This window comes from Pseudomonas sp. NFACC45, assembly GCF_900113505.1.
GTDB lineage: Bacteria > Pseudomonadota > Gammaproteobacteria > Pseudomonadales > Pseudomonadaceae > Aquipseudomonas > Aquipseudomonas tehranensis.
Genome location: NZ_FOPO01000004.1, coordinates 445188 through 461556 on the forward strand (window position 1 = coordinate 445188; position 16369 = coordinate 461556).

General features: G+C 60.6%; 9 protein-coding genes. 7 read left to right on the forward strand and 2 right to left on the reverse strand.

The window, feature by feature from the left end; translation table 11 throughout:
- Window positions 1-34: 34 nt before the first annotated feature.
- The gene (locus BM132_RS09975) at window positions 35-1582 is read left to right on the forward strand and encodes an acyl-CoA synthetase (protein WP_092455032.1); all 1548 of its coding nucleotides are present in this window, start codon (window positions 35-37) and stop codon (window positions 1580-1582) included.
- Window positions 1583-1645: 63 nt separating this feature from the next.
- Here the strand turns inward: BM132_RS09975 and BM132_RS09980 are convergent, their stop codons facing one another.
- Window positions 1646-4321, reverse strand: a complete 2676-nt coding sequence (locus tag BM132_RS09980; RefSeq protein ID WP_177218166.1) for a winged helix-turn-helix domain-containing protein — start codon at window positions 4319-4321, stop codon at window positions 1646-1648.
- 389 nt (window positions 4322-4710) lie between these two features.
- Here BM132_RS09980 and BM132_RS09985 point away from each other — a divergent pair, with 389 nt between their 5' ends.
- The 6 genes from BM132_RS09985 to BM132_RS10010 all read left to right on the forward strand — a co-directional run bounded on the left by BM132_RS09985 (window position 4711) and on the right by BM132_RS10010 (window position 15511).
- Complete coding sequence (locus BM132_RS09985; RefSeq protein WP_092455036.1) at window positions 4711-5919, forward strand: acetyl-CoA C-acetyltransferase; 1209 nt, start codon at window positions 4711-4713, stop codon at window positions 5917-5919.
- Between the two features lie 63 nt (window positions 5920-5982).
- Entirely contained in the window at window positions 5983-8130 is a 2148-nt protein-coding gene (locus BM132_RS09990; RefSeq protein WP_092455039.1) for a 3-hydroxyacyl-CoA dehydrogenase NAD-binding domain-containing protein, read from the forward strand.
- A 228-nt stretch (window positions 8131-8358) separates the two neighbouring features.
- Entirely contained in the window at window positions 8359-9717 is a 1359-nt protein-coding gene (locus BM132_RS09995; RefSeq protein WP_177218167.1) for a DUF1329 domain-containing protein, read from the forward strand.
- Window positions 9718-10091: 374 nt separating this feature from the next.
- On the forward strand, window positions 10092-11807 hold the full coding sequence (locus tag BM132_RS10000) for a DUF1302 domain-containing protein (protein WP_092455043.1): 1716 nt from the start codon (window positions 10092-10094) through the stop codon (window positions 11805-11807).
- A gap of 187 nt (window positions 11808-11994) precedes the next feature.
- Window positions 11995-12984: a WD40/YVTN/BNR-like repeat-containing protein gene (locus BM132_RS10005; protein ID WP_177218168.1), complete on the forward strand. Its 990-nt coding sequence runs from the start codon at window positions 11995-11997 to the stop codon at window positions 12982-12984.
- A 31-nt stretch (window positions 12985-13015) separates the two neighbouring features.
- Window positions 13016-15511 carry an efflux RND transporter permease subunit gene (locus BM132_RS10010; RefSeq protein WP_218157837.1) on the forward strand — a complete coding sequence of 832 codons (2496 nt, stop codon included), beginning with the start codon at window positions 13016-13018 and terminating at the stop codon, window positions 15509-15511.
- Between the two features lie 237 nt (window positions 15512-15748).
- Here BM132_RS10010 and BM132_RS10015 read toward each other — a convergent pair whose 3' ends face one another.
- Window positions 15749-16234 carry a MaoC family dehydratase gene (locus BM132_RS10015; RefSeq protein ID WP_092455047.1) on the reverse strand — a complete coding sequence of 162 codons (486 nt, stop codon included), beginning with the start codon at window positions 16232-16234 and terminating at the stop codon, window positions 15749-15751.
- Window positions 16235-16369 lie beyond the last annotated feature (135 nt).

The window sequence follows — 16369 nt, forward strand, 5'->3', positions numbered from 1 at the left end:
CGTAAGCAATGCCAACTGTCAAGAGGCCGCTGCAATGAGCGACAAGCAACCCCAACTGTACCCAGGCGTGCATGCTATGCGTACGCCGGAAAAACCCGCTGTGATCATGGCTGAAACAGGCGCCACGCTGACCTACGCCGCACTGGATACCTATGCCAACCGGCTCGGCCGCCTTTACCAGTGGTTGGGTCTGAAGCCAGGTGATCACGTGGCCTATTGCCTGGAAAATCGCCTGGAGTGTCCAGCAGTACAGTGGGGAGCGCATTATGCTGGCCTGTATTACACCTTTATCAGTACGCGTCTGACTGCTCTAGAGGCGGCCTATATCGTGGCTGACTGTGAAGCCCAGGTACTGCTGGTCAGTGCCAAGACAGCACCGGCGATTCTTGATGCCGTGCGCGCCTTGCCAAGGCCACCGCAGATCTACAGCCTCGACCCGGTGCCTGGCGTCAAGCTATTCGATGACGCGTTGTCAGCGTTCGATGGCAGCCCCATTCGTGGTGCCGTGGAAGGTAGCGAAATGCTCTATTCCTCGGGTACTACTGGGCGGCCAAAGGGGGTGAAGCCGAACCTTACCGGTTTGCCTTTGGGTAGTACGGCGGTAATCGCAGGTCTTATGCAGCGCGGTTTTGGTGTTAACGAAGAGTCGGTGTATTTCTCTTCATCGCCTTACTATCACGCCGCGCCAATGAAGTGGGGGCAAGGCATGACCATCCTGGGTGGTATCCTGGTGCTGGCGGAGAAGTTCGACTCCGAAAACGCCCTCAAAGCCATTGAGCGCTACCTCGTCACCCACAGCCAGTGGGTGCCGACCATGTTCCACCGCCTGCTGGCGCTGCCGCAGGAAGTGCGTGAGCGCTATGACCTGTCGAGTCAGAAGGTTGCGGTGCATGCAGGGGCTCCGTGTCCGGTACCGACCAAGCAGGCGATGATCGAATGGTGGGGCCCGATCCTCGCCGAGTTCTATTCCTGTACTGAAAGCATCGGTTCCACCATGGTCGATAGCAAGACCGCGCTGGCGCGTCCCGGCACTGTCGGTCGCGCCATTCTCGGCGAGCTGCATATCGTCGGTGAGGACGGTCAGGAGCTACCGGTGGGTCAGGATGGCTTGGTGTATTTCGCCAACGGTCCGCGCTTCAGCTACCACAGGGACCCGGAGAAAACCGCCGAGGCCTACAATGCGGCCGGCTGGGCCACAGTGGGCGATATCGGACATGTGGATGCCGATGGCTTCCTGTACCTCACCGACCGCAAAAACAACATGATCATTTCCGGTGGGGTCAACGTGTACCCGCAAGAGACCGAGAACGTACTGATCACTCACCCCAAGGTGTTCGACGTGGCGGTGATCGGCACGCCTCACCGTGACTTTGGTGAGGAGGTGCGCGCGGTGGTGCAACTGGAATCGGGCGTGGAACCTTCCCCTACGCTGGTCGATGAGCTGATTGCCTACTGCCGCGAGCGCTTGTCGCCGATCAAGTGTCCGCGGGTGATTGACTTCGCCGAGAGCTTGCCGCGTGAGCCCAACGGCAAGCTGCTCAAGCGCCTGCTGCGTGACGAATACCGTGCCCGGTTAGCCTGAGCCCCGTGCCATAACGAAAAGGCCTCCCAAGGGCGGTCTTTTCGCTGCTGGGTGGTTTTGCATTCAGGTGCACAGGCCCATGCGTCGCGCGATGGCGATGGCCTGGGTGCGGCTGCTGGCGTGCAGTTTGAGGTTTATGTTGCGCAGGTGGGTGCGCACGGTCGAGTCGGAGACGAACAGCTTTTCCGCCATCGCTGCATTGGACAACCCTTGGCCCAGCAGGTTGAGCACTTTCAGCTCTTTCTGCGTCAGCGGGTCGACCAGTGTGCCGTTGCTGGCGGCTGCGGGCTGAGCGGTGGCGCTGCTGCGCAGCCAGCGTTCGAGGCTGCTGTCATCCGTTGCGTCCTTGTCCTCGCGTTCGTTGTGCAGCTCGCGCAGCATGACCTGCACGGTCGCGCCTTCCTCCAGGAAGGTACGCACGAAGCCTTCGGTCTGGGCGAACTTCAGGGCCCGCTCCAGGGTGCGCAGGGCCATTTTCGCCTGGTTGTCGCGGTACAGCGCCTCGGCCAGCAGAATGCGCAGTTTCAGCGCCCGGCGCCCGCGTTGCAGGCGTTCGGCTTCGGCCAACTCGCTGCGCAGCGGCGCGATGGCTTTGCCGGGCGCTCCACTGCGGATCATCCAGCGCAGGCGGCCGATGGTCGGGGTCAGGGTGTCGTTGGCGATGCCCCAGTGGGTCGCGGTCTCGGTCCAGGGAAAGGTCTGTTCGGCCAGGGCCAATTGTTCGAGGGCGCCGCTCTGGTCGCCATGGGCCAGCGTTTGCATGGCCCGTTCCAGGCGCGCACTGGCCGAGACGCGGGGCAGACCCAGGCGGTGGCCGACGTTTTCCAGTTCGCTGAGCATTTGCAGGGCGCGATCACGGTCGCCCTTGTCGTCGGCGATGCGGGCCAGCAGGGTATGGGCGGTGATCAGGCCGTCGGAGAGACCGAGATCTTGCACCAGGGGGGTATAGATCAGTAACAGGCGCAGGGCTTCCTCGCACTCGTCGCTTTCATAGAGCGTCTCGGCCAGCTGGACGGCGGCCAGGGCGTTGCCATTGCGATCACGTCGGCGCGAGCCTTCGAGCATGGTCGTGGCCAGGCGCAGGCGCGCGGTCGCTTGTTTGAGGCGGCCGGCCATCATGTCGAGCAGGGCTTCGGCCGATTCGGCGAGGACGAAACCGAACGCGCCAGCGGAATCGCTCTGCGCCCGACGTGCCTCATCGACGTATTGGTGCGCTTCCTGATGTCTGCCGAGGAGGATGCTGGTCTGCGTCAGCGCCTGGTTGAGCATGGCCCAGGCGAAGGGGTATGCGGTGGTTACCTGGGCCAGGGACTGCGTGCCCATCTCGTAGGCCTGTTCGGATTGGTCCATCATCACTAGCAGCATCGGGCGCAAGGCCAGCAGATAGGCTGCGGACTCGCCCGAGAGGGTGCTGCTGTCGATATCGGCCACCAGGGTCAGGGCCTCCTTGGGACCCCAGGTGAAGGCCGTGCACCAGGCGCGGATCAATTGCAGTCGGGGGTGACGCTGAAGCTCTGCCTTCGGTAGTTGACCGATGCACTCGGCCAGCAGGCGTAGACGGCCCTGGCTGAGCAGCATGTCGACATGCTGGTGGAGCAGGTCGATGGCAATCTGTGTATTGCCGCACTGCAAAGCATGGCGGATGGCCGGAATGACCCGTCCTTGCGCAAGATAGGCATTGCAGGCGGCCAGGTGCAGGGCTGGCAGCTCTTCGTTGTAACGGCGTTGCATCTGGTGGCGGAGGAAGTCGAGAAACAGGCTGTGATAACGGTAAAGGTCGCGCTGCTCGTCGATCGGGACGAGGAACAGTTGGTGACGCTCCAGTTCGCGCAGCATGTCGAGGCTGTCGCTGCAGCCGCAGATCGCGTTGCACAAAGCAGGGCTCAACTCGTCGAGTAGGCTGCTGCGCAGCAGGAACAGGCGCAGTGGCTCGGGCAGGGCGGCCAGCACATCCTCGGCAAGGTAGGCGGCGATGGCCGCATTGGAACCGGAGAAGGAATCGAGGAACTTGTCGGTGTCACCGTGGTTCTCCAGGGCCAGCGAGGCCAGCCAGAGGGCAGTGACCCAGCCTTCGGTGCTGCACTGCAGGCGCTCGACCTGGGTACCGCTCAGGCCGACACCGCGGCGCTGAGTGAGGAAATCCTGGGTTTCCTCGACACTGAAGCGCAAGCTGGCGGCATCGATCTCGGTCAGGCTGCCGCGTGCGCGCAGACGGGCCAGGCCTATATCCGGCAAAGTGCGGCTGCCTATGACTAGGCAGGTCTTGTGCGGAATCGCCTCGATGCCGCGGGCCACCAGGCCGAGTACGACAGGGTTGCGAATGGCTTCGAAGTCGTCGAAGAAAATGGCCAGCGGGGTCTGGTGTGTACCGATCTGGTCGAGGATCCAGGCAACCAGATCAGTGTTGCGCAACTGGCTCAGGTCCTGTTGCGGCGCGTCTGGCTGTAGGCCGGCGATGGCGGTGGCGAAACCGCTGAGGAAGCGCGAAACATCGTTGTCGCCAGTGTCGAGGGTAAGCCAGACGGTGGTTATGCGCTGTTGGCGATAGCGGGCCAGCAGCTGGGTCATGAAGGTGGTCTTGCCGAAGCCGGCTGGTGCATGCACCAGCACGGCACGGCTGGTCTCGGCTTGGCCCGCGCGGTCGAGCATGGCCTGACGCGGGACTTCGAAGTGCGAGGTGGCGGGAGGCGTCACCTTGGCTCGCGAGATGTAGGGCAAGGAGCGGTGATTCGACGACATCATGAGTCCTTCATGGAGGTGCGATGCCTCCGCCTGTTCTTATTGGTTTCTTAAACTATGGGGCAAGCGGTACCTGGCGCAAGCCCTTTCAACGCTTGTGACTAAAACCAGGCAAGGTTAAAACAGCCGAGGAAGCGGAGTCCACGAGGTGTAAATGAGCATTTCGAAGCTGTTTCAAACGCCGTATGGCCGACGGCCAGGAGCTCGTGAACGGGTTCTGGGCTGGTTATCGGGCTACCGCCCGCGGTCGCACGGCCCTGGCGGCGGATACGGGTTGGCATAGTCCGGTGCGGCAGTACTGCGGTGATCGTCGCTTCCGACGATGTGGTCGGTCAGGGAGGCTCATAGGCTTCGGTCATGTAACCGAAATCGCCAAGAGGAGCCTCCCAATGTCACAGGCAGTATTCATTTACGACGCCGTACGCACGCCGCGTGGTAAGGGCAAGAAAGATGGCGCGCTTTACAGCGTCAAACCCGTGCACATGGCCGCCGGGCTGCTGACCGAGCTGCAGCAGCGGTACGATCTGGATACCTCGCGTGTCGATGACGTGGTGCTCGGCTGTGGCCAGCCCGTGGGCGAGCAGGGTGGCGACGTTGCCAAATGCGTGGTTCAGTACGCCGGCTGGGACGAGAGCGTGCCCGGTGTACAGATCGACCGTTTCTGCGCCTCTGGCCTGGAGGCAGTGAATCAGGCGGCCAGTCGCATTGCCAGCGGTTGGGAGGACTTGATCGTGGCAGGTGGCGTTGAGTCGATGTCGCGCCTGCCAATGGGCGCCGCCGGCCAGGCCTGGATTCAGGATCCGGAAATCGCCTTCAAGCTGCAGTCGGTACCCCAGGGCATCGGGGCAGACCTGCTGGCCGCGCTCGACGGCTATTCGCGCGAGGATGTTGACCGCTTCGCCTTGGTTTCCCAGCAGCGTGCCGCCCATGCACGCGACAGTGGCTACTTCGATCGCTCGGTGGTGCCGGTGCGCGACCTTAATGGTCTGGTCGTTCTCGAGCGCGACGAGTTCATTAAACCAGCCACCACCCTGGAGGCCCTGAGCCAGCTCAAGCCTTCATTCGCGGCCATGGGTAAGCTCGGCTACAGCGACGTAGCCCTGCGCAAGTACCCTCAGGTGGCGCGCATCGAACCTATCCATACGGCCGGCAATTCCTCGGGCATCGTCGACGGCGCCAGCGCCACGCTACTGGGCAGCGAACGTATTGGCCAGCAACTGGGGCTTACTCCGCGCGGACGGATCGTCGCCACTGCGGTGCTCTCCACCGAGCCGACGCTGATGCTGGCCGGCCCCGGTCCGGCTGCCATGAAGGCCCTGGCCAAGGCGGGCCTGAGCGTGCAGGACATCGATCTGTTCGAGATCAACGAGGCCTTTGCCTCGGTGGTGCTGCGCTTCATGCGTGACCTCGATATCTCGCCGGAAATCACCAACGTCAATGGCGGTGCCATTGCCCTTGGCCACCCGATCGGCGCCACCGGCGCGATGCTGGTCGGCACCGTGCTGGATGAGCTGGAACGGCGCAACCTCAAGCGCGGCCTGATCGCCCTATGCGTCGGTGGCGGCATGGGTATCGCCACTATCATCGAACGCCTCTGAGCCACTTCAAAGCCGCTGCGAGTCTGTGCCGTGGCGGATCACTCTTTCTACGAGAAACAACCTATGAGCGCATTCAATTACGAGAAGGACGCCGACGGCATTGTCACTGTGACCATGGATATGCCGGGGCCGGTCAACGCGATGAACCAGTTGTACCGCGAAACCATGGCCGCGACCGTGAATCGCCTAGAGCAGGAAATCGGCCTGGCCGGTGTCGTCATCGCCTCGGCGAAAAGCACTTTTTTTGCCGGTGGCGACCTTAACGAGCTGACCGACTTCAAGCCCGGTGACGAAGCCGATTTTCAGGCCAAGATCGAACTGACGAAGAATGACCTGCGCCGTCTTGAGCGTTTGCCGGTGCCGGTGGTTGCCGCGATCAATGGTGCGGCCCTGGGTGGCGGCTTCGAGATCGCCCTGGCCTGTAACTACCGGGTGCTGCTCAACAGCCCTGCCACGTTGGTCGGCCTGCCCGAAGTCTCCCTCGGTCTGCTCCCGGGGGGCGGAGGCATCGTCCGTCTGGTGCACCATCTGGGTCTGGAAAGGGCTCTGCCGTTGCTGCTTGAAGGCAAGCGCATGAAGCCGGCGGAAGCGCTGGCTCTGGGGCTGATCAATGAGCTGATCGAGCAGACTGATGCATTGGTGCCGGCGGCCAAGGCCTGGATAAAGGCGCAGGTCGGCGATGATGGCGTCAGCCTGCAGCCTTGGGATCACAAGGGGCACAAGATTCCCGGCGGTACTGCGCAGCAACCCCATGTGGCGCAGATGATCGCTGGGGCTCAGGCGATGACGGCGAAGAACACCCGCGGCCTGCTGCCGGCGCCGGAGCGTATTCTCGCTGTGGCGGTAGAGGCTACCCTGCTGGACTTCGATGCCGCGCTGTTGGTGGAAACCCGTGGCCTTACCCACTTGGCCGCCAGCGTGCAGGCGAAGAACATCATCAACACCATGTTCTTCCAGATGAACGAAGTGAACGGTGGCTCCAGTCGGCCGATAGGTTTCGACAAGAGCAAGGTGAGCAAGCTCGGCATCATTGGCGCCGGCATGATGGGCAACGGCATCGCTCATGTGTCGGCCAAGGTCGGCATCGAGGTGATGCTGCTGGATGTCAGTCTGGAGGCCGCCGAGCGCGGCAAGGCCAATGTCGAGAAACTGCTGAGCAAGACGGTCAGCCAGGGGCGCCTGAGCGAAGCGAAGAAGGAGGAGATTCTCGCCCTGATCAAGCCCACCGTGGACTATGCAGACCTGCAGGGCGTCGACTTCGTCGTCGAGGCCGTGTTCGAAAGCGTCGATCTGAAAGGCAAGGTCACCCAGCAGGCTGAAGCGCAGCTGCCTGAGTCTGCCGTGTTTGGCACCAACACCTCGACCCTGCCGATTTCCCTGTTGGCCAAGGCCTCCAAGCGCCCGGCCAATTTCATCGGTATCCATTTCTTCTCGCCGGTGGAGAGAATGCCGCTGGTGGAAATCATCTGTGGTGAGCAGACCAGTGACGCGGCCTTGGCCAGGGCCTTCGACTTTGCCCGGCAGATCGGCAAGACCGCCATTGTGGTCAACGATTCGCTGGGCTTCTTTACCTCGCGCACCTTTGGCAGCTACTTCGACGAAGGCTGCAAGCTGCTCCAGGAAGGTATTGATCCACTGCTGATCGACAACCTAGGCAAGCAGATCGGCATGCCGGTAGGGCCATTGACCGTACTCGACGAAGTCAGTCTGGAGCTGATGCGTAAGGTCAACGAGACGCAGAAGGAGATGGGCGTGTTTGCCACCGTCTTCGACAACAGCCACAGCGACGCGGTCGGCAACATCTTGATCAAGGAGTACAACCGCCCGGGGCGTCACTATGGCGGTGGCTTCTACGACTACCCAGAAGGCGGCGAAAAGACCATCTGGCCGGGGCTCTACGAGCTGTTCGTCAGGTCGGAGGTGGTGCTGCCAGTCGAGGATATCAAGGAGCGCATGTTGTTCCGTCAGGTTATCGAGGCGGTGAAGTGCCTGCAGGAGGGTGTGTTGCGCTCGGTGGCGGACGGTAACGTCGGCTCGATCCTCGGCATTGGTGCGCCGACCTGGACCGGTGGCTTCTTGCAGTTTGTCAACGGCTATGGCGTCGAGCGTTTTGTTCAGCGTGCCCGTGAGCTTGCACAGACCTATGGTGAACGCTTTGCGCCACCGGTGTTGCTGCTGGAAAAGGCCGCCAAGGGTGAAGAGCTGCGTTAACCCTGGTGGCGGCGCAATTCGTCGCTTCCGACGACCGAAACGGGGGGGGCTGAGCGTAAGTTAAATTCAACGAGCCCCCGCGACCCGGGCGCGTAGCTTGGGGGCGGACGGATTGCACCAATGCCTGAAATGCTTGCGGGTACTGGGCGAAAGTCCTCGAGCCCGTTGACCCCTAGTCTGGTGCTGCCGCGGTGGCGCCACCCGATGATTATAACAAGAGAGGGAAACATGAAGCGAAGCAACCTAGCCAGCGTATTGGCGCTTGCCGCCCTGGCCGGCGCCGTTCAATCATCTTTCGCCAGCGAGGCCGGGCAACTGGGTGGGCCTGAGCTGACGGCGTTCGGTGCGCAGCGTAGCGGTAATGCCGACGGCAGTATCCCGGCCTACTCGGACGAGCCGCTCAGCCTGCCAGCCTGCTACGACAAGGACGAGCCGACCAACTTCTGTGATCCGTGGAACGATAAGCCGATATTTACCATCACGTCGCAGAACCTTTCCCAGTACGCCGAGCGCCTGACCGAGGGGCAAAAGGCGCTGTTCGCGCGCTACCCCGCGTACAAGATGAATGTCTACCAGACTCGGCGTACTGTGCGTTTCCCGCAGACCTATCAGGACAATACGCGCAAGAACGTGGACGCCTGTAAGACCGCCAACGCCGGGGTCAGTATCGAGGGTTGCTATGCTGGTCTGCCGTTCCCGCTGCCGAAGACCGGCAACGAAGTGATCTGGAACCACCAGTTGCAGTACTCCCCGCCCTTGCAAATTAACGCCCGATCCTATCTGGTCGATGGTAGTGCTCGGCGGATTTTGCTGAATGCATTGAAGGTGTTGGAGTCCAGCGAGTTTCTGGATACCACCGACAACGGTCCGAAAGGCAGCGATGCCGAGTTTTGGCGCATACGCTTCTTCGTGTACGACCCGGCCCGGCGTAACGGCGAGCAGACGCTGGCACGCTACCAGGTCAGCGGTGAACAGCGCGCCTGGCAATACCTTCCTGGCCAGCGTCGGGTCAAATTGGCCCCGGATCTGGCTTATGACACACCGTCGCCAGTGGCGGGCGGCATCACCACCATGGATCAGCAGCGTTTGATCCTGGGGAAACAGGATCGCTACGACTTCAAGTATCTGGGAGTGGAGGAGAAGCTGATCAACTACAACAACTTCGCCGTCTACGACTACAAGGCGTGCTCGGAAGACAAGCTGTTCACAAAGAGTTTCCCGAATCCGGAGTGCATCCGCTGGGAGCTGCACCGTGTGCGGGTGGTCGAGGCCACGCTGAAACCGGGCTTCCGTCATCTGCTACCCAAGCGGCGCTTCTACATCGATGAGGATGCGAGCGGGGCCGGTACTGCCGACAGCTACGATGTCACCGGCAAGCTGATTCGCATCGACAGCATGCTGACCATCCCGAACTATGTGTATGGCTATGGACTGATTCCGGACAATACGCTGACGTTCGATCTGGAGCGAGGTGCTTACATTCTGCCGTCCTTTACGGGTTTCAAGGGGGGCGGCTACGCAGCGATTGGCAACCCCCCGGAGTCCACCTGGTCCCCCGAAAACATGGGGCAGACGGGCATCCGTTGAATGAATAACGGTACAGGCCGCAATCCGTTTCGGGTGCGGCCTTGTGCTGTCTGCAAAAAGGATCGCTGGAGGCCGGAGGTGCCCCTACCAAGGTGCAGATGCCGGCCTATCCGATGTATTGGACGATGGATGGCAGCAGACAGGCCCGCTTCGGCGGGCCTTGTTGTTTCCGGGTTTCCTATGGCCACTTCTATCGACTCACGTCCCGCTAACTGGATTCGTCGGTTCCGACGACAGGGGTGGGGGCTGTGGAGCGTAACGTCGTCTGCCAGTAGTCATCGTACGGGGCATTCATGCTCCTCTGCCAGGAGTGTTCCGCCGCGATGTTCGGGATGTGCGAGTGGGCTAATAAATAACAAGAAGGAGCCAAGTCTATGAAGATGGCAAGTCGATACCGGGCAGCGGGCGGCAACCTGCTGGTCGCGCCAATGATGGTTTTTTGTGTGGCTGGGCCGGCAAATGCGGTTACGGTCGATCTCGGCAATCCTGATATGTCGCTGCGCTGGGATAACACCGTGCGCTACAACGTGGGTTTTCGGGTGAATGACTGCGATAAAGATATTTGTGGAAACGACGCGGGCGCGGGCGATGTGACGGCCTACCAGTCCGACCGCAAGTTCTCCGATGCCGGCGACGTGGTCACCAATCGTGTCGATATCCTCACTGAGATGGACTTCGTTTACAAAGACCGTCACGGTGCGCGTCTGAGCGCCAGTGGCTGGTACGATCAGGCCTATGACGGTGATGTCGAGGGAGACCGTGCACTCGATGCCAGTGGTGCTGGCAACGGTGCGGGACGTGACGGCGACAACTACAGCCGCTACACCGATCGCTGGAACAACGGCCCCTCTGGCGAGATCCTGGATGCCTTCGTGTTTACCGGCTTCGACCTGGGCAGCGTGCCGGTCAACCTCAAGGCCGGCCAACATAACGTGTATTGGGGCGAATCGCTGTTCTCCTTCGTCAACGGCGTGTCTTACCAGCAGGGCCCGGTGGATATCCGCAAGGCGCTCGCCACGCCGGGCACCGAGGCCAAGGAACTGTTCAAACCGCTCAACCAGATATCCATGATCGCCCAGTTGCAGCCGGATCTGACCGTTGCCGCGCAGTATCTCCTGGACTGGAAGCCGATGCTGGTCCCCAATGGAGGTACCTATTTTGGCGCGATCGATGGCCTGAGCTTGGGCAGTGGGGGCAGCGTCTTCGGCTTGCCCTTTGAGGTCACCGATGAGCCGGACAAGAAACACGGCGACTGGGGCGTTTCGGCCCGCTGGTCGCCGCAGTGGCTCGATGGCACCCTGGGTTTCTATTACCGCGAGTACACCAACCGCTTCCCACAGCTGGTGCTGACCAAGATGGTGGTCATTCCCGGTGTGGGTGCCTTTCCGGCGGGAGCGGGTATCGACTACTCCTCGAACAAGCGGGAGAAGTTATACGGCGTGAGCCTGTCCAAGCAGGTCTGGGGTATTTCCTGGGGGACCGACATTACTTACCGCGAGGATGCGGTGCTGGCCACTACGCCGCTTTCTAACTTTGTGCCGGAAGGTACCGCCCCGGATACTTGGGTGCCACGCGGCAAACTGTGGTCCGGCGTTTTCAACGGTGTGGCCTACTTCAGTAAGACGCCGTTCTATGATGCTGCTTCCTTGACCGCTGAGCTGAACTACTCCTATCTGGACGAAGTCACCGAGAACGCGCAGACGTACAATGGTAAAGGCTACAACTGCGCCGACGACCATAACGCCACCAAGATAGCCTGCCAGACTCGCGATGCTCTAGGCGCGTCTCTGATGTTCCGGCCGACCTGGTACCAGGTAATGCCGGGAATCGATTTGTCCATGCCATTGTTTGTCGATATCGGTTTGCACGGTAACTCGCCGGTCATGTTCGGTAGCAACGAAGGGCAGGGCACCTGGAGCATGGGCGTGTCTGCGGACATCTATGCCCAGTACAGCGTTGATCTGAAGTACAACGGTTTCATCTCCAAGCATTCGGACGATGAGCTCGGTGCTGGCAGCCTGAATAACTCCTCCCTGGGTAAGTACTGGGATCGTGACTGGGTATCTCTGACCTTCAAGACCACGTTCTGACAGGTCGAGTCGACTACCAGGAGCGATCGCCTGTGTGCGCGGACGGTCGTTCCTGATGGGTGTGCGTTTCGAAAGCCCTGAAGTGAGGTTTGTCATGCTTGCTGGAATACTGTTTTATTCTGCCCCTCTGCCTCGCTCGATTCTCGGGCGTCTGCTATTTGTCTGCTTGTCTCTGGCGACGCCCTTTGTGCACGCGTTCGAGCCTCCGCTACAGGTCGCTGCCGTGCATAGCGAGCGCATGGCTGCCGGTCCGATGCTGGCGATTACCCGCGCCGGTGAGCGTCTGATCGCCGTTGGCCTGCGTGGAGCCATCCTGTTTTCCGACGATCAAGGGCGCAGCTGGAGTCAGGCGCAGGTTCCGGTAAGTGTGGATCTGGTCGCTGTTGCTTTTGCCAATGCGACCCAAGGGTGGGCCGTAGGGCACGGTGGGGTGATTCTGCATAGCGATGATGCTGGAGCCACCTGGCAGAAACAGCTCGATGGCCTGCAGGCCAGCCAGCTGGCCATCGATTTCTATACCGCGAGCGCCGCTCGAGTGGCGGACGCAGCGGGTTACCTGGAGAAGGAGAAGCGGCTGGCGGTCGATCATGAGACCCAGCCATTTCTCGACGTTTACTTTGCCGACGAGCTTCACGGTTATGTGGTCGGCACCTTCAATCGCATCTTCGCTACCGAGGATGGTGGGCGTAGCTGGCTTCCGCAGATGCATCTGACCAATAACCCACAGGAGTGGCACTTCTACGCTGTCACGGGACGCAATGGCCAGCTGTACCTGTCTGGAGAGCAGGGCCATGTCTGGCGTCGCGATGCACAGAGCGAGCATTTCGTCTCGATAGATACGCCCTACAACGGCACCTTGTTCGGCGTTACTGCGACCGAGGGCGAGGTCTATGCCTATGGGATGCGCGGTAGCTTCTTCCGCAGCGCGGATCAGGGGCAAAGCTGGAGTCGCACCACGTTGCCACTGGGCAGCAATCTGATGCGGGTACTGCCGCTCGGCGCGCAGCGTCTACTTGTAGTCGCGCAGAGTGGAGAGGCGCTGTTGAGTGACGACGGAGCCCAGATTTTCAAGCCGCTGCGTCTGAGCCAGCCGATGCCTTACTACGGTGCCGTTCTGCTGGGCGAAAGCCGCCTGGCGCTTGTCGGTGCCTTGGGGATCAGGGTCGAAGACCTCTGATCGCTGCCTCTACAACAATGAGAAGAACCTGATGATCGACAGCAAGCATGAAGGCGCGGGACTGATGAGCGTCATCCGTGATCCCGCGCTATTCAACCGGCTTTCCGGCAACTTTTTCGAGCGCATGATCTTCAACCATCGGCTGCTCATCATTGCCTTCTGCGTCATCGCCACGCTGTTCTCAGCCTGGCAGGCACGTAACCTGACAGTGACCACCAGCTTCGACAAGATGCTGCCGCACAGTCATCCCTTCATTCGCAATTTTCTGGACAACCGCGACCAGCTGCGCGGGCTCGGCGACTCCGTGCGCTTTGTGGTCGAGAACCGCAAAGGCGACGTGTTCGATGCCGAATACTTGAAGATGCTCGGCCAGATGAACGATGAACTCTTCCGTATCCCGGGCGTAGACAGGACCTGGGTCAAGTCGATCTGGACGCCTGTGGTGCGCTGGACCGAGGTCACCGAGGAGGGGTTTGTCGGCGGTCCTGTGATGCCGGGCAACTTCGATGGTTCTCCCGAGACTATCGAACAACTGCGTTTGAACATCGCCCGTGCGGGGGTGGTGGGCAGCCTTATCTCCACCGACTATCACTCCAGCATGATCGAGATTCCATTGCTGGCGACCGTGGACGGCCAGCCGCTGAGTTACCAGGACTTGTCCGAGGCCCTCGAACGCATTCGCGTCAAGTACGAGGGGGCTGATCTCGGCATCTACATCACCGGATTCGCCAAAATCTCCGGTGACATGATCGATGGCATCTACAAGGTTATGCTGTTCTTCATTGTCGCCGCGCTGGTGGCGGCGCTGATCATCTACTTCCACACCCGCTGTGTTCGCAGCACCGCCCTGGTGCTGCTCTGTTCGGTTATTGCGGTGCTTTGGCAGCAGGGGCTGGTGATCGCCTTCGGTGGTGTCCTGGACGCTTTCACCATCCTGATTCCCTTCCTGATATTTGCCATTGGCGTATCCCACGGCCTTCAGAAAATGAACGGCATTGCTCAGGATATCGCCCGTGGTACCCACCCCTGGGTCGCTGCCCGCTATACCTTCCGTCGCTTGTTCCTGCCGGGGCTGATCGCGCTGATTGCCGATGGCGTCGGTTTTGCCGTGCTGGTATTGGTGGATATTCCGATCATCCGCGAGTTGGCACTGTCGGCTAGCCTCGGTTTCGCCATGCTGGTGGTCACCAACTTGATCCTGCTGCCGGTGCTGCTGTCGTTTACCGGTATCAGCCAGGAAGCGGCGCGTCGACACATCATCGAGCACGATACGACTATCCATAAGCTGGGCATTGATCGGGTTTGGAACAGCCTCGACCGTTTCACCGAGCGCCGCTGGGCTGTCCTGGCGATTGCCGTGGCGCTGGTCCTTACGGCGTTGGCGTTGGTAGAACGCAGCAAACTGCAGGTGGGCGATCTGCACGCCGGCAGTCCTGAGCTACGTCCCGACTCGCGTTACAACCGCGATAACGCCTTCATTACTTCGAGGTTCGGCGTCTCCAGCGATGTGTTTGCAGTCATGATAAAGACGCCCGCAGACCAGTGTGGCTCGTACGAGGCTCTCACCGAGGCTGACCGACTTGCCCGGCAGCTGTCCCAAGTACCTGGAGTCCAGGCCACCGCCTCGCTGGCCGATACGGTACGAGCCTACACCTCTGGTGGTTTCGAAGGCAGTCCGAAGTGGTTCACGATCAGCGACAATAAGGGGGTTCTCTGGCCGCAGGTCAATAATGCCTTGGTGTGGAACTCCCAGTTCCTCAACAGCGAGTGCTCACTGATGCCTGTTTTGGCCTACCTTTCAGACCATAAAGCCGCCACGCTGGATGCTGTGCTGAAGGTGGCAAGCGAGTTCGCGGAACAACACACTGTGAAGGACCGCCAGTTCTTGCTGGCTGCCGGCAGTGCGGGCATCGAGGCGGCGACCAACATCGTTGTGAAAAGTGTGCAGTTGGAAATGTTGCTGGCCGTCTATTTCGCCGTTGCCTTGCTGTGCCTGATGACCTTCCGCAGCTGGCGTGCTGTAGTGGTGGCCCTCCTACCGCTGGTGCTCACTTCCCTGCTGGCCGAAGCGCTCATGGTGCAGTTGAACATCGGCCTTAAGGTTGCCACCTTGCCAGTGGTTGCACTCGGCGTTGGCGTCGGGGTGGACTACGCCCTGTACCTGCTCAGCGTCCAGTTGGAAGGCCAGCGTATGGGACTCTCCCTGCAGCAGGCATACCGTCGGGCCATTCAATTTACTGGCAAGATGGTAGCCCTGGTCGGCGTCACCTTGGCGGTGGGCGTAGTCACCTGGGTATGGTCCCCGATCAAATTCCAGGCCGATATGGGGATCCTGCTGGCGTTTATGTTCCTTTGGAACATGCTGGCTGCGCTGGTGCTGATTCCCGCGCTGTCGCACTTTTTACTTAATGGCCGGCATTTTCATGTAGCCCAGGCGAAGGCTTTTGCCGAGGAAGGCAATTCTATGGGAAGGCTTCAGGCGACTGGCCATTCGACCCGTGCTGAGAGTGTGAGGGCATCTGTCTGACGTTTCCTGCACCTATGCTGTGGCGATGCAGCATGGGTGCGCAAGTCCGTTTACGCGCATCGACACGAGCTAGTCTGGTGCATGCGCGTAGCGAGATCGCCCGTCAGGGCAGAAGGGCAAGGTCGATACGGCAGACCGTAACCTAAGGTTCTGCCGCCGCTCGCGGGCAACCCACCCATGTCGAAAAAATTTGATGCGCTGACGAGGTAGGGGGGAGCGAGCGGGGGGAAGTGGGGTTTACTCAGTCGTACCGGGTCTGTGAAACAGTACGGTTTCGGTGAATTCCACGACCTTTTCGCCACGCTGGTTTTTGGTAACGTGCAGCAGGTCGAGAATGGTAAAGCCGCTACTGCTGATGGCTTTGATCTTGGCTTCGCCTTCTACGTGCAAGGTGTCACCAGGGAATGCGGCGGAATGAATGCGTGCCTGCAGCCCAGTCATGCCTGCAAAGTTGCCCACGGCATGGCCTTCGAGGACGTCGGCGACAACCTTCATCAGAATCGGTGAGACTAAACCCATCGAGTAGGAGATGATCATTGGCCCCGGGGCAAAGCGGTTCTGGTGGGCGCCGGACATGTTGGCCTTCAGGTATTCCATGTCGATGAAATAGGGCTCATGAAAGCCCGTGAGGTTGACGAAATTGACGATGTCGGTCTCGGTGATGGTGCGCCGATGGGTGACAAACTTATGGGTGGGAAACTCTGCTGCATTGGTTTCGGACATCGATGGTGCTCCTTCGCTGTTTCAATAAAGGTCCGCAACGCCCATGCGTAGCGGCCTGGCAGCTATTGTGGAAACAGCGGGGAGCGGCGGTATCGTCGCATCCGACGAATCTGTGAAGGTGGTCGCGCTCCATGC